Origin of the sequence: Nocardia harenae NBRC 108248 (assembly GCF_001612885.1) — a bacterium.
Classification (GTDB): domain Bacteria; phylum Actinomycetota; class Actinomycetes; order Mycobacteriales; family Mycobacteriaceae; genus Nocardia; species Nocardia harenae.
Window position 1 is genome coordinate 114093 of sequence record NZ_BDBH01000004.1, and the last position, 12944, is coordinate 127036.

The 12944-nt window shown below is 72.1% G+C and carries 14 protein-coding genes and 1 pseudogene; 6 read left to right on the forward strand and 9 right to left on the reverse strand.

The window, feature by feature from the left end:
* Together NH2_RS06600 and NH2_RS29370 are read left to right on the forward strand one after the other, a co-directional pair.
* Complete coding sequence (locus NH2_RS06600; protein WP_067649861.1) at positions 1–1152, forward strand: acyl-CoA dehydrogenase family protein; 1152 nt, start codon at positions 1–3, stop codon at positions 1150–1152.
* The gene (locus tag NH2_RS29370) at positions 1149–1460 is read left to right on the forward strand and encodes a hypothetical protein (RefSeq protein ID WP_067649864.1); all 312 of its coding nucleotides are present in this window, start codon (positions 1149–1151) and stop codon (positions 1458–1460) included. The genes NH2_RS06600 and NH2_RS29370 overlap by 4 nt, the downstream gene beginning before the upstream one ends.
* On the opposite strand, the gene NH2_RS06610 is transcribed toward NH2_RS29370, so the two are convergent.
* Positions 1387–3459, reverse strand: coding sequence for an acyltransferase family protein (locus NH2_RS06610; protein ID WP_067649867.1), 2073 nt, complete (start codon positions 3457–3459; stop codon positions 1387–1389). The genes NH2_RS29370 and NH2_RS06610 overlap by 74 nt on opposite strands.
* Before the next feature lie 155 nt (positions 3460–3614).
* Between NH2_RS06610 and NH2_RS06615 the strand changes: the two genes are divergently transcribed.
* A complete protein-coding gene (locus NH2_RS06615) occupies positions 3615–3872 on the forward strand; it encodes a hypothetical protein (RefSeq protein ID WP_084505281.1) in 258 nt (85 codons plus the stop codon).
* A 57-nt stretch (positions 3873–3929) separates the two neighbouring features.
* Here the strand turns inward: NH2_RS06615 and NH2_RS27960 are convergent, their stop codons facing one another.
* Positions 3930–4097, reverse strand: a complete 168-nt coding sequence (locus NH2_RS27960) for a DUF4236 domain-containing protein (RefSeq protein ID WP_084505282.1) — start codon at positions 4095–4097, stop codon at positions 3930–3932.
* Between the two features lie 150 nt (positions 4098–4247).
* Between NH2_RS27960 and NH2_RS06620 the strand changes: the two genes are divergently transcribed.
* Complete coding sequence (locus NH2_RS06620) at positions 4248–4667, forward strand: DoxX family protein (RefSeq protein WP_067649870.1); 420 nt, start codon at positions 4248–4250, stop codon at positions 4665–4667.
* Between the two features lie 59 nt (positions 4668–4726).
* On the opposite strand, the gene NH2_RS06625 is transcribed toward NH2_RS06620, so the two are convergent.
* The 7 genes and pseudogenes from NH2_RS06625 to NH2_RS06655 form a co-directional block, all read right to left on the reverse strand.
* Positions 4727–5662 carry a TauD/TfdA dioxygenase family protein gene (locus NH2_RS06625; RefSeq protein WP_067649873.1) on the reverse strand — a complete coding sequence of 312 codons (936 nt, stop codon included), beginning with the start codon at positions 5660–5662 and terminating at the stop codon, positions 4727–4729.
* A gap of 128 nt (positions 5663–5790) precedes the next feature.
* Positions 5791–6150: pseudogene (locus tag NH2_RS30385) on the reverse strand (LLM class flavin-dependent oxidoreductase); the annotation flags it as partial.
* Positions 6151–6393: 243 nt separating this feature from the next.
* On the reverse strand, positions 6394–7311 hold the full coding sequence (locus tag NH2_RS06635; RefSeq protein ID WP_067649879.1) for an ABC transporter permease: 918 nt from the start codon (positions 7309–7311) through the stop codon (positions 6394–6396).
* Complete coding sequence (locus tag NH2_RS06640; RefSeq protein WP_067649882.1) at positions 7308–8129, reverse strand: ABC transporter ATP-binding protein; 822 nt, start codon at positions 8127–8129, stop codon at positions 7308–7310. Before NH2_RS06640 ends, NH2_RS06635 begins: the two co-directional genes overlap by 4 nt.
* Entirely contained in the window at positions 8126–9193 is a 1068-nt protein-coding gene (locus NH2_RS06645) for an ABC transporter substrate-binding protein (protein WP_067649885.1), read from the reverse strand. The genes NH2_RS06640 and NH2_RS06645 overlap by 4 nt, the downstream gene beginning before the upstream one ends.
* A gap of 254 nt (positions 9194–9447) precedes the next feature.
* On the reverse strand, positions 9448–10197 hold the full coding sequence (locus NH2_RS06650; RefSeq protein WP_067649888.1) for an IclR family transcriptional regulator: 750 nt from the start codon (positions 10195–10197) through the stop codon (positions 9448–9450).
* 101 nt (positions 10198–10298) lie between these two features.
* Positions 10299–11345 (reverse strand): YdcF family protein, encoded by a 1047-nt coding sequence (locus NH2_RS06655; RefSeq protein WP_169811458.1) that lies wholly within the window; start codon positions 11343–11345, stop codon positions 10299–10301.
* Positions 11346–11515: 170 nt separating this feature from the next.
* On the opposite strand from NH2_RS06655, the gene pcaD reads away from it, so the two are divergent.
* Together pcaD and NH2_RS06665 are read left to right on the forward strand one after the other, a co-directional pair.
* The gene (pcaD, locus tag NH2_RS06660; RefSeq protein WP_067649895.1) at positions 11516–12253 is read left to right on the forward strand and encodes a 3-oxoadipate enol-lactonase; all 738 of its coding nucleotides are present in this window, start codon (positions 11516–11518) and stop codon (positions 12251–12253) included.
* A gap of 55 nt (positions 12254–12308) precedes the next feature.
* On the forward strand, positions 12309–12938 hold the full coding sequence (locus NH2_RS06665) for a flavin reductase family protein (protein ID WP_067649898.1): 630 nt from the start codon (positions 12309–12311) through the stop codon (positions 12936–12938).
* Positions 12939–12944 lie beyond the last annotated feature (6 nt).

A 12944-nucleotide genomic window follows, 5' to 3' on the forward strand; every position in this document is an offset into this window, starting at 1 on the left:
GTGGCCGTCGACCGACTCCTGCCCACCGACGAGGCGCGCGACCTCATCGGGCTCACCCGCGAGCTGGCGGACAAGGTGCTCGCCCCGATCGCCGACGCGCACGAGAAAGCCGAGACCTACCCCGACGGCGTCTTCGGCACGCTCGGCGAAGCCGGGCTGCTGAGCCTGCCCTACCCGGAGGAGTGGGGCGGCGGGGGCCAGCCGTACGAGGTCTACCTGCAGGTACTCGAGGAGCTGGCGGCGCGCTGGGCCGCGGTGGCGGTCGCGGTGAGCGTGCACAGCCTCGCCTGCCACCCGCTGCTCGCCTTCGGCACCGAGGAACAGAAGCGGCGGTGGCTGCCGGAGATGCTCGGCGGCGCCACCATCGGCGCCTACAGCCTCTCCGAGCCGCAGGCCGGGTCGGACGCGGCGGCGCTCACCTGCAGGGCGGTTCCCGCGGACGGCGGCTACCTGGTCACCGGCGCCAAGGCGTGGATCACGCACGGCGGCATCGCCGACTTCTACAACCTCTTCGCCCGCACCGGCGACGGCACGAAGGGCATCTCCTGCTTCCTGGTGCCGCGCGAGCTCGACGGACTGAGCTTCGGCAAGCCGGAGGAGAAGATGGGGCTGCACGCCGTCCCCACCACCTCCGCGTACTACGACGGCGCCTTCCTCCCGGCCGAGCGGCGGATCGGCGCCGAGGGGCAGGGGCTGCAGATCGCCTTCAGCGCACTGGATTCCGGGCGGCTCGGGATCGCCGCCGTCGCCGTCGGGCTGGCCCAGGCCGCGCTGGACGAGGCGGTGGCCTACGCCGAGGAGCGGACCGCGTTCGGCCGCAGGATCATCGACCACCAGGGGCTCGGCTTCCTGCTCGCCGACATGGCCGCCGCGGTGGACTCCGCGCGCGCCACCTACCTCGACGCCGCCCGCCGCCGCGATGCCGGGCTGGCCTACTCCCGGCACGCCTCGGTGGCCAAGCTGGTCGCCACCGACGCGGCCATGAAGGTCACCACCGACGCGGTGCAGGTGCTCGGCGGCTACGGCTACACCCGCGATTTCCGGGTCGAGCGGTACATGCGCGAGGCCAAGATCACGCAGATCTTCGAGGGCACCAACCAGATCCAGCGGCTGGTGATCAGCAGGCATCTCGCGGGCCAGGGTGGCCCGTGATCTCCGTGGCCTCCTGGAACGTCCTGCACCGCGTGCACGCCGAGAACTGGTACGAGGCGGTCGCGCTGCGCTGGCCGGACGAGGCGGCGCGCAATGCCGCCGTCGCCGAGCGGGTGGCCGGGCTCGGCCCCGGGTTCGCGGTCGCCGAGCTGCCGCCGGAGCTCCCGACCCGCCCGCGCCGGGGCAGCGCGCGGAAATCGCAGTTCATCGACCACATCGTCACGCGCGGCACGCTCACCACCACTCGAGCACGGGCTGCAGTTCCCGGCCGAGCGGCCCCGCGAGCGAGCGGGAGTAGCTCGCGGTGAGGTGGTGCTCGTCGTGGTAGACCAGCACGTTGCCCTCCACCACCGCGCACACCTCGGGCTCGCAGACGGCGTCGGTGAGGTCGATGGGGAAGACCGCCGGGTAGTGCGAGGCCGGTTCCAGCAGCGGGTTCACCTCGTCCAGGGCGGCGCCGCGCGGAATGCCGCAGCTCAGCCGGTTACCGCCGGCGGCGAGGCAGTCCACCGCCTTGTAGCGGACGGCGTCGCGGCGCAGCCAGGGGGTGTCGCGGATGGTGATGGTGCGCAGCCCGCGGTCGGAGAGCGCCGACCAGACGTCGAGGTACTCGGCCGGGGTCTCGTCGCCGAGGTCGGGGCGTGGGCGGGTGCCGGTGGTGAAGACCCAGTCCGGGGCGTCGGCGCCGAGCCGGTCGATGACCTCGCGGCTCCAATCGCGGCAGTCCGGGATGGGCTCGCCCTTGTAGGTGACGTCGTCGTCCAGGGTGAGCGGGCAGCCCATCTTCAGGTACACCTGGATCCGGAAGGAGTGCTCCGCGGCCAGCACCTGCAGCGCCGGGAGCCAGTGCTCGGCGTGCGAGCTGCCGACCACCGCGAGCGTGCGCCCTGCCTCCTGGTCGCCGTAGGTGCAGCTGATCACCTCGCGGGTGTCCCAGTCCGCGATACAGCCGTCGTGCGTGGGCGGCGGGCCGTCGGTCGGCGCCTCCAGCAGGGTCGGGCGCATCCGCATCTCCGGCACCGCCGCGCCCGCGACCAGCGCCTCGGCGCCGGGGTAGAGCCGGGCGTCCAGCGCCTCCACCGCCGACCCCGGGTGCAGCCGGTCGGTGATCACCAGCCAGCTGCCTCCTGCCACGAGCACCGCGCCCGCCAGCACCAGCACCCCGGCGCGCCCGCGCCGCGCCGCCGCCGGTGCGGCCGCGCGCTCGCGCAGCGGCTCCTCGATCCAGCGGTGCGTGATCCAGGCCAGCACCAGCGAGATCCCGATGATGACCAGCCCGTCGGCGAACCCGGCCCGCGGCTGCCCGCGGTCGGCCAGGTAGAAGATGAGGATCGGCCAGTGCCACAGGTACAGCGGGTAGGCGATCTCCCCGAGCCGGCGCGCGGTACGCGAGGCCAGCAGCCGGTTCGGCCATGGCCGGTCCGGGGCCGCCGGCCCGTTGCCCGCGACGATCACCGCGGCCGCCGCGCCCACCGGCAGCAGCGCGGCCGGGCCGGGGAAGCGGTTCGCGCCGTCCAGGATCAGCCAGCCGCAGCCCACCACGCCGAGCACCCCGGCCACCGCCAGCACCGAGCGCAGCGGCCGCGGCGGCGTCAGCACCGGGGCCAGCAGGATGAGCGCCGCGCCCGCGCACAGCTCCCAGCCGCGGGCCAGGCTGTCGTAGTAGTTCCAGCCCTGTGCGGTCGCGGCGCCGCGGGTGGCGTGCAGCAGCGAGGCGAGCAACAGCACCGCGACGATGGCGAGCAGCGCGCCGCGCACCGGCGGCGTCCCGCCCCGGCGCCGCGCCACCCAGGTCACCGCGACCACCACGAGCAGCGCGGCCAGGTAGAACTGGCCCTGCACCGCCATCGACCACAGGTGCTGCAGCGGGCTCACCGACGGGTCGGCGGCCAGGTAGTCCGACCAGGACCAGGCCAGCTGCCAGTTCTGGTAGTAGAAGAGCGAGGCCAGCGTCTGCTGCGCCAGCGTCGACCACTGCGTGTACGGGCGCAGCGCCACGGTGGCCACCACCACCGCGGCAAGCACCGTCACCAGCGCGGGAAGCAGCCGCCACGCGGTGCGGCGCAGAATCGCGCCCGCAGGCACCGGCTCCTGCCGCTCCGCACGGCGCAGCAGCAGCCCGGTGAAGAAGAACCCGGAGAGCACCAGGAACACGTCCACCCCGCCGGAGACCCGGCCGAACCAGACGTGGAAGACCACCACCAGCGCGATGGCGATGCCGCGCAGCCCGTCCAGATCCTCCCGGTATCCGGCCCTGCGCTCCGGGGGCGCGGCGGTGGTCGCAGGCGGCTCCTGGCGTGTGCTCACGGCACCTCCCTGATCGGGTCCGGTTCGGCACACGCCGAGTTATCACCCCCGATTATCCCTGTGCGGAGGGATTGCCCTTGCACCTCCCCCGAGGGGAGGTCGCAGGCCGCAGGCCGAGCTGAGGACGCGGCGCTCGTCCATGGCAGGCTGATGCGGTGCGCATCGTGGCCGGAATCATCGCCGCCGCTTCCGGCGCGTTCTGGCTGCTGTGCGCATTCCGGGTGCTGCAATCGCGCTGCACGACCGATCCGGCGGTAAATCCGCACGGCTACGCCCTGATCTTCGGCGCGGTACTCGCCCTGCCCGCCGGGTTGATCTGCGCCCTCGCGCTGCCTGCCCGGGCGCGGCGGATCGCGCTGCCGGTCTACGCGGTGGTGTCGGTGCTGCTGCTCGCGGCCTGGTTCACGGCGTAGGGAATGCGGTACCGGCCCGGAGGCAGCTGCCTCCGGGCCGGTACGCGGGGATGCGGGTCAGCGCTGGCGCCAGCTCAGCGGCCCCGGCAGATCGACGCTGTTCTTCTTGGTGCGGGAGTTCCACGACCAACGGCCGATCTTGATCCCCCACGAGGACATCCCGTTCTGGGTGAAATTGAACTTCAGCGGCCCGAAGGACTTCCGCTGACGGTACTTGATGGGCATGGCTACCTCCCTGGTTCGCACAGTGGATAGCCAATCCTCGCCGAGCCAAACGGGTTTCGCCCGCCGGAAATTTCTGCCGCGGCAGCGATGAGTTCTCCCGGGATGCTCCGTCGTATCCAGTGACTCCCCCACCGACCCGAAGGACCCGAGATGACCACCGCCACCGCCCCCGCCGCCACCCGCCCCGGAACCGTCCGCAACCGCGTGCTGTGGACCCTGCAGATCCTGCTCGGGCTCTTCTTCGTGATCGCCTCCGGCGCCCCCAAGCTCATCATGCCCGGCACGCTCAGCGAGAACGCCTCCGCGAATCTCTCCATCCCGTTCGCGCTCCTCATCTTCATCGGGATCGCCGAGGTCGCGGGCGGTATCGGCCTCATGGTGCGCAAGCTGAGCGCGCTGGCCGCCGCCGGGCTCTCGGTGCTCACCGTGCTCGCCGCGGGCACCCAGGCGTTCATCGCCGACATGCCGGGCATGGCGATCTTCCCGCTGGTGCTCGCCGCGATCTTCGCCTGGATCGCCTACGAGCGCCGCGGCACCGTCACCGAGCTGCGGAACTCGCTCTCCCGCTGAACCATCCCGCGCGCACGGCCGGCGATCACCCGATCGCCGGCCGTCCGCGCTGTCCGGGGTCAGGCGCCGGTGAAGCGCTCGCCCGAGATGGAGATGGACGGCTCGCCGTCGACCCCCACCGGGATATCGCCCTCCAGCGTCGTCCGGTAGAGCACCCGGGTGACCTCGAGGTGGTCGAGGTCGCTGGGCGCGAGGTGCGCGGTCGCCCGATTGTCCCAGAACGCGATGGTGCCCGGCCGCCAGCGCAGCGCGACGGTGAAGGCGGGCTCGGCGATCTGGTCGAAGAGCAGCTTCAGCACGGCGTCGGACTGGGCAGGGCTCAGCCCGATGATTCGCGTGGTGAAGCCGGGGTTCACAAAGAGCGCGCGCTCCCCGGTCACTGGGTGCACCCGGACCACCGGGTGCTCGGTGACGAGCGGTGCCGCCGCCACCTTGCGCGCGTAGTCGCTGTCGTCGGACCAGGCGGGTTTGCTGCCGCCGAAGCGGTGCTCGGCGCGCAGCCCGTCAGCGAAGACGCGCAGCGCCTCCGGCAGGTTCTCGTAGGCGGCGACCAGGTTGGTCCAGCGGGTGTCGCCACCCCGCTCCGGGGCGATCTCGGCGCGCAGAATGGAGGCGGCGGGCGGGTTGATCAGCGCCGAGACATCGGTGTGCCAGTGGTTGGTGTAGCTGAACTTTCGCACCCCGAAACGCTTCTCGTAGAGCCTGCTGTCGACAGCGAGGATCTCCGGGTGCTCGGTGGGGGCGTCGGTGTCGTAGGGGTGCGACGGGGTCACGGCGCCGAACCGGCGGGAGAAGGCGATCTGCTCGGCGTGGCCGATCTGCTGGTCGCGGAAGAACAGCACCTTATAGGTGTGCAGGGCATCGGTGACGGCGTGCACCTGTTCGTCGGTCAGCGGCTGGCGCAGGTCGATGCCGGAGATGTCGGCGCCGATGTGCCCGGCGACCGGGTCGACCCGGACGGCGGTGGTGGCGGCGGATTCGTGGACTGCGGTCATGGGAGGCTCACTCGGGGAGTAGGGATGCGGATCGCGGGCGGGCCGGGCGACAGCCGCGCCGGGGCACATCGATCGGGTCGGTCATCGGATCACCCTTTCCTCGAAGATCCAGGATCGGCGCACGGGGCTCATGCGCTTGCTTCGGCGCGGTCGCCGGCGAAGCGGCTCGCCACCGGCTCGAGTCCGTAGTGGCCGCGCAGCGTGTCGGCGGTGTACTCGTTGCGGAAGAGGCCGCGCCGCTGCAGATCGGCACCACCTGCCCGACGAAGTCCTCGAGTCCGCCGGGCAGGTAGGACGGCATGATGTTGAAGCCGTCCGGCGGCGCCGTTCTCGAACCAGCTCTGCAGGTCGTCGGCGATCTGCTCGGGGATCCCGGCGAAGGAGCGGTGCCCGCGCCCGCCGCCGAGCTTGCCGATGAGCTCCCGCACGGTGAGCCGCTCGTTCTCCGCCAGCTCCTTGACCAGCACGTAGCGGTGGACGCCCCCCTGCCTCCGCTGCCCGGGTCATCTCCGACGACCCGGCCTTGCACCAGCAGCGGCCTGCCCTGCGGGCTGCGCGGCGAGTTCAGCGGGCCGCGCTCCGCGATCCGCCCGAGCTCCTGGCAGTGCGCCACCTCGAGCACCCGGTGCGCCTCGGTGCGCGGGTGCCGCCAGGCCGCCTCGTGGTGGCCGACGCCCATCAGGGAGGCGTTCAGATGGAACTGTCTCGCAGTCATGCCACGTCCCTCCGGGTCAGCGGTCGTTCGGCACGCGCCACCGCGAGAAGCGGCGCTCCAGCGCGACCAGCAGGCCGTTGAAGGTCAGCCCGAGCAGCGAGATGGCCAGGATGCCCGCGTACATGTCCGGGATCTGGAAGTTCTGCTGCGCGGCGGTGATGAGGTAGCCGAGCCCGGCGCGCGCGCCGACCATCTCGGCGGCGAGCAGCACCAGGATCGAGCTGGCCGCGGCCATCCGCAGCCCGGTGAAGACAGCGGGGATCGCCGCGGGCAGGATCACCTTCTGGAACAGTCGCAGCGGGCTCAGCCCAAGCGAGGCCGCCGACTTGATCAGCAGCGGGTCCACGGTGCGCACGCCGGTGATGGTGTTGAGCAGGATCGGGAAGACGCTGGCATACACCACCAGCGCCACCTTCGAGGTCTCGCCGATGCCGAGGATCAGCACGAAGACCGGGAGCAGCGCCAGCGCCGCGGTATTGCGGAAGAGCTCCAGGATCGGGTTGAGCAGCTCGGCCACCGGCTTGTACCAGGCGATGGCGATGCCGAGCGGCACCGCGATGGCGAGCGCCAGCGCGAAGCCGGTCAGCGAGCGGCCGAGGCTGGCCTCCATGTGGATCCACAGCTCACCGCTGGCGAGCAGGTCGGCGAAGGCCTGCACCACCGTGCTGAACGTCGGCAGGAACACCTCGTCCACCAGCCCGGCGCGCGGCGCGACCTCCCAGAGCGCGAGAAAGACGGCGATGGCGATGAGCGGTTTCAGCAACCGCAACAGGGTGCGGAACACCGGCCCGGCGATCCGGGCGCGGACACCGCGTGCCTCAGCCGCCGGTCCGGTACCGGGCGCGGCTTCGGTACCGGGATCCGGTGCGGCGGTGCCAGGCTTCGGCGCCGTCGCGGGGGCGGCGTCGCGGACGAGTTCGGCTGCGGTGGTCATGGCTTCGGCCTCTCGGTGGGTTGGCGTTCTTGGTCCTGGGCGCGCTTCACCTCGCTGTGCAGCAGTGACCAGATCTCGTGCCGGTAGGCGCGGAAGGTCTCGGTGGAGCGAATGTCCTCGCCGCTCTCCCGATCGAGTTCGACCTCGATGACCGCCTTGATCCGGCCCGGCCGCGAGGTAAGCACCGCCACCCGCTGCCCCAGGTAGACGGCCTCATCGATGCCGTGCGTGATGAACAGAATGGTCTTGCCCGTCGCCCGCCAGATGCGCAGCAGCTCGTCCTGCAGCGCCTCCCTGGTCTGCGCGTCGAGCGCGGCGAAAGGCTCGTCCATCAGCAGCACCTCGGGGTCGAAGGCCAGGCTGCGGGCAATGGCGACGCGCTGCTTCATGCCGCCGGAGAGCTCTTGCGGGTAGCGGTCGCCGAACCCGGTGAGCCCGACCAGCTCCAGGTAGCGGTCGGCGATCTCGCGCCGCTCTTTCCTGCGGAGCCCCTTGGCCTCCAGCCCGAACTCGATATTGGCGCGCGCGGTGCGCCACGGCAGCAGCGCGTACTGCTGGAAGACGATGCCGCGGTCCAGCCCCGGCCCGGTGACCGGGGCGCCGTCCAGCAGGATCTGCCCCGAGGTCGGCTTGCTCAGCCCGCCGAGCAGGTCCAGCAGCGTCGACTTGCCCGAGCCGCTCGGCCCGACCAGCACCAGGAACTCGCCCGCCCGCACGTCGAGCGTGATGTCGTCGAGCGCGGTGAACTTCTGCGCCGAGCCGCGCACGGAGAACTGCCTGCGCACCCCGCTCAGCGCGAGTTTGGTCGCGGTGCTCACTTGGCGAGCACCTCCCCGGCCGGGCCGCTCGCGGGCTGGTAGGTGCCGTTGGCGTAGGGGTTGAACTCGTTGGTGAACAGGTCGATGGCCTTCAGCTGGCCCTCCCTCAGCTCGCCGTTGCGCACCAGCCAGTCGATCCAGATCTGCAGCTCCTTCTCCGCTACGACCGCACCCGGCACCGGCAGCCCGGAGCTCTTCCAGAACTTCAGCAGCTCGGTGTTCTCCTGGCGGCCACGCTTCTCGATGATCGTGGCGAACCTGGCCACCACCTCGTCGCGCGGGGTCACCTGTAGCCAGCGGGTGGCGCGGGCGGTGCCCTGCACGAAGTCGGCGACGGCCTCCCTGTTCTTGCCGATGAAGTCGTCGCGGAACACGTACGTGCCGTAGTCGAACTCGCCGAAGATGGCCGTGTCGGTGTAGAGCGGCCGCAGCCCGCCGCGCTCCAGCGCGGTGTCCCGGAAGACCGAGCCGAGCGTGCCGACGTCGACCTGCCCCTTGCGCAGCGCGTCCTCGGTATTGGCAGGTGGCACCACCACCAGCTGCACCTGCTCGATCTCGGCCTCGGAGAGCCCCTGCTGGTGCAGCCACTCCCTGGTGATGAACTCGTGGTGTGCGCCGAGGGTATTGACCGCGACCTTCTTGCCGATCAGGTCGCGCGCGCTGGTGATGGGCGAGTCGTCCAGCACGTAGTAGCCGCTGAAGGACTTCTCGTCGGCGCCGTAGGAGCTGAGCACCGAGGTTACCCTGGCGCCGCCGGAGATCAGCTTGACCACCGCGCCGTTGAAGGCGCTGCCGAACTCGACCTGGTTGGTCGCGGCCGCCTGGATATTGGCGGGGCCGCTGGTGGTGTCGCCCTCCCACTGCAGCGAGATCTTCTCGAAGTACCCGAGGTCCTTGGCCAGCTCGAAGGGGGTGACCTGGCCGGTCTGGCCCTGGTAGCGCAGCACCGTCCTGCCGTCGGCGGTGGTGGCGGTGCCGGACCCGCCGCAGGCGGTCAGCATCGAGAGCCCGGCCAGGGCGGCGAGCGCGGCGGCCGCGATTCGTTGTCTTGCGGTGGAGAACATGGTTGTTCCTTCTGGGGGCAGGCCCGGCCGGGCATGCGGGGAGAACGGGAGAATTCCCGGAAAAAGGAAAGGGGCGCTGGATCAGCGGCGACATATCCCGTGCGGGGTGCGCATCAGGTCGATCGCGCGACGGCGGATCAGCGCGGTGCGAGACAGCACGTCGGCACCTTTCGTCGAGGTGAAGCAGGGTGGCTTGGCTCTCATCGTGAGCGCGGTGCGATCCTGCCGACAACAGCCTTTCCACAATGTGGAAATCACGGTGAGCCGAATGACGGTGCGGGACAGCCGCTCTGCCGGACGACCGCCCCGACGCGCGCGGCGACCTGCCGCATGGCCGGAAGTATGTCCCTGACCAGGGCATCGTCCAGGCGGGCGCAGCGCGCCTGCACGCCGAGCGCGCCCCAGACCTTGCGGTCCCGGTCGAACACCGGGACCGCGACCGAGCGGATGGGGTCGTCGTCGAGCTCCTTGAACTCGAACTCCTCGGAGGCGAACCCCTTGCGGCGCACCACGTCGAGATCGGTCCGCAGCCCGTCGCGTGCGCCGGACCAGGCCAGCAACGCCTGCCCCGGCGCGCTCCGCCGCAGGTGCCTGCGCTGCCGCGGCACCTGGTGCGGGCAGAACAGCACCGGCGGGCGGGCCTCCAGCACGGTGAGCGCCGCGTCGTCGTCGAGCACGCTCAGACTGGTCGTGATCGTGATTCCGGCGGAGAGCGCGTAGAGGTGCGGAGCCGCCGAGTCCAGCCCGAGCCGGGTGAGCGCGGGCCGAGCCAGGGTCGCCAGCCCGTGTCCGACCCGGTAGCGGTCGGTGAGCAGATCCTGCTCCAGCAACCGCCCGCGCACCAGCGCCTGGGCCAGCCGGTGCGTGGTACTCACCGGCACCCCGGCCAGTGTGGCCAGCTCGCTCACGGAGAGTTCGGGGTCGTCTCCCTCGAAGCAATTCAGCAGGTGGATGGCGCGCTCGACCGCCTGGGAGCCGGTGCGCGTCTGGTCAGTGGGGGCCATGGCACCGTCCTCGGGTCCGGTTGCGCTGTGTCGCGGTGAACTGTTCCGCACGGCCCCCGCACCGGCAATCGTTCGGCGCGGGCTGCGCACAACCCTCGGCCTCAGGTGAGCAGGTAGGCGTGCGCCGCGGCGCCCGAGACCGCGGTGACGGCGAGCGCCGCCACCCCGGCGTGCAGCCGCCGGTAGTGCGTGGTGAGCACCGCCGCGAACTCGCGCAGGAATGCCGCCGGGATGAAGTACAGCGCTGTGCGCGCCCCGGCCACCTGCGCCTGCACCCCGAGCCGCCGGGTGAGCGCGGCCGCGCGCAGGGCGTGGAAGTTGCTGGTGACCACGGTGATTCGGGCGTTGCCGAGGTCCATGCCGCCGTCGCGCAGCAGCGCGAGGCTGTTGCGCAGGTTCTCCTCGGTATTGCGCGATTCCCGCTCGCGCACGATGGACTCGTCCGAGACCCCGGCCCGGATGAGGTAGGTCGCCATGGCGTCGGCCTCGCTCAGCGCCTCGTCGCTGCCCTTGCCGCCGGAGGTGACGAGCAGCGGGCCGCGCCCGGCGGCGGTCTCGGCGCGGTAGACGCGCAGCGCTCGCTGCAGCCGCGAGGCCAGCAGCGGGGTCACCCTGTTGCGGTTGAGCCCGCAGCCGAGGACCACGATGGCGTCGGCGCCGATCTCGTCCGGGAGCCGGTCGTAGACCACCGCGTGCCCGGCGAAGGCGAGCAGGTGCGCCAGCAGGTACCCGCCGGCCAGTGTGGTCGCGGTGGCGAGGAGGAGCAGCCACGGCGGCACCTCCGGCCCGCTGCGCAGCGCGGACGCGACCGCCACCGGGAGGATCAGCAGCCCGACCCCGGCGAGCACCGGGGTCAGCGTGATCGGCCGCACCCCCTCGCGCAGCATGACCGCGATGCCGTTGCCGAGCAGCCCGAACCCGGTGGCGAGCACCGCGAGCAGGAACAGCCCGCGCACCGCCAGCGAGATGGTGTCCAGGACATCCGGCGCCGCCACCCGCGCGACTGCCGTCGCCGCGCCGACCAGCACCAGCGAGAGCGCCACCAGCAGCAGGAGTCCGGTGGAGAGGCGGCGCGGCTCCCGGCGCATCCGCACCGTGCCGAACACCGCTGTCGCCCAGCCCGCCACCAGCAATACCGCAGGGTCCACCGACCGCCTCCTCCGCTTCCGGTCGCTGTATACCCAGCGGGGCGCGATTACCATGGCCCGGTGCACGCCATGTCCCTCGCCTCCGTCGTGGCCGCGGTGCGCCGCCGGAGCGATGCCGTGACCGGGCCGGAGCTGGTCGGGCCGGGCGTGCGGCGCGCCCCGGAGGCGTGATGCTCGCGCACACCGCCCTGGCCGGTACCGGCACCCCGCTGGTCTTCCTCGGCTCGATCGCCTCGGACCGCACCATGTGGCGGCCCCAGCTGGACGAGCTCGGCGGCCCCGCGCTCGCCGTCGACCTGCGCGGGCACGGCGGCTCGCCCGCCCCCGCCGGGCCGTACACCGTCCCCGAGCTGGCCGGGGATGTGCTCGAGCTGCTCGACCACCGGGGGATCGGCAGCGCCCACCTGGTCGGGCTCTCGCTGGGCGGCGCTGTCGCCCAGTGGATCGCGGCCCATCACTCGGACCGGGTCGAAGCGCTGACACTCTTCTGCACCGCCGCCCGCTTCGGCACCCCGGCGATGTGGGCCGAGCGCGCCGAACTCGTGCGCCGCGACGGCACCGCGAGCCTCGCCGAATCCGCCCTCACCCGTTGGTTCACCCCCGGCTTCACCGCCGCGCACCCGGAGATCGCCGCCCGCTGCACCGCCATGATCGCGGGCACCGACGACGAGGCGTACGCCGGATGCTGCGCGGCGCTGGGGGAGTGGGACGGCCGCGCCGACCTCGCCCGCATCACCGCCCCCACCCTGGTCGTCGCGGGCGCGCAGGATCCCGGCACCCCGCCGGAGGTGGTCGCCGAGGTGGCGCGGGGCATTTCCGGCGCCGAGTTCGTGGTGCTCGACGACGCCGGGCACCTGCCGACCCTGCAGCACCCGCGCGCGGTCTCCGCGCTCATCGCCCGGCGCTGAGGGGAACGCCGGCTCGTAGCCGCGAGCCTCCCGGCCCGCGGATTACGGTGGAGCCGTGCGCACCGACATCGACCCCGGCGAACTCGGCTTCGGCGGCTTCTACCGCATCCTGACCAGCGTCGTCGTCCCGCGGCCGATCGCCTGGGTCGCGACCCGCTCGGCCGACGGCATCGACAATCTGGCGCCGCACTCGTTCTTCACCGTCTCCTGCGTGCGCCCGCCCATGGTGCAGTTCACCTCGGTCGGGGCCAAGGATTCGCTGCGCAATGTCCTCGATACCGGCGAGTTCGTGGTCTGCCTCGCCACCGAGCCCGCCTTCGAGCGAGTGAACGCCACCGGCACCGACTTCCCGGCCGAGCTCTCGGAGTTCACCGAGGTCGGGCTCACCCCGGAGCCGAGTGCCACCGTCGCCCCGCCGCGCGTCGCGGAGTCGCCGGTCGCGCTGGAGTGCCGCCTGGAGCGCACCGTGGAGCTCGGCGATTCCACGGTGGTGATCGGCCGGGTGCTGCATGCCGCCATCGACCCCGAGGTCTTCGTGACCGACGAGCACGGCGTCAGCCTCCCGGCCGTCGACCGGCTGCGGCCGCTGGCCCGGCTCGGCCGCGACGAGTGGTCGACCATCGGGGAGGTGCTCGATATCGGCCGCATCCCGTACGACCGCTGGCCGGGCCACTTCCGCCGCTGAGCCGGA

Bases quoted from the DNA above. Each gene is read 5' to 3' on its own strand.
- NH2_RS06620 (WP_067649870.1), top strand. From the start codon at position 4,248: ATGACCACCGCCACCGCCCCCGCCGCCACCCGCCCCGGAACCGTCCGC.
- NH2_RS06650 (WP_067649888.1), bottom strand. From the start codon at position 10,197: ATGGCCCCCACTGACCAGACGCGCACCGGCTCCCAGGCGGTCGAGCGC.
- NH2_RS06645 (WP_067649885.1), bottom strand. From the start codon at position 9,193: ATGTTCTCCACCGCAAGACAACGAATCGCGGCCGCCGCGCTCGCCGCC.
- NH2_RS27960 (WP_084505282.1), bottom strand. From the start codon at position 4,097: ATGCCCATCAAGTACCGTCAGCGGAAGTCCTTCGGGCCGCTGAAGTTC.
- pcaD (WP_067649895.1), top strand. From the start codon at position 11,516: ATGCTCGCGCACACCGCCCTGGCCGGTACCGGCACCCCGCTGGTCTTC.
- NH2_RS06625 (WP_067649873.1), bottom strand. From the start codon at position 5,662: ATGACCGCAGTCCACGAATCCGCCGCCACCACCGCCGTCCGGGTCGAC.
- NH2_RS06635 (WP_067649879.1), bottom strand. From the start codon at position 7,311: ATGACCACCGCAGCCGAACTCGTCCGCGACGCCGCCCCCGCGACGGCG.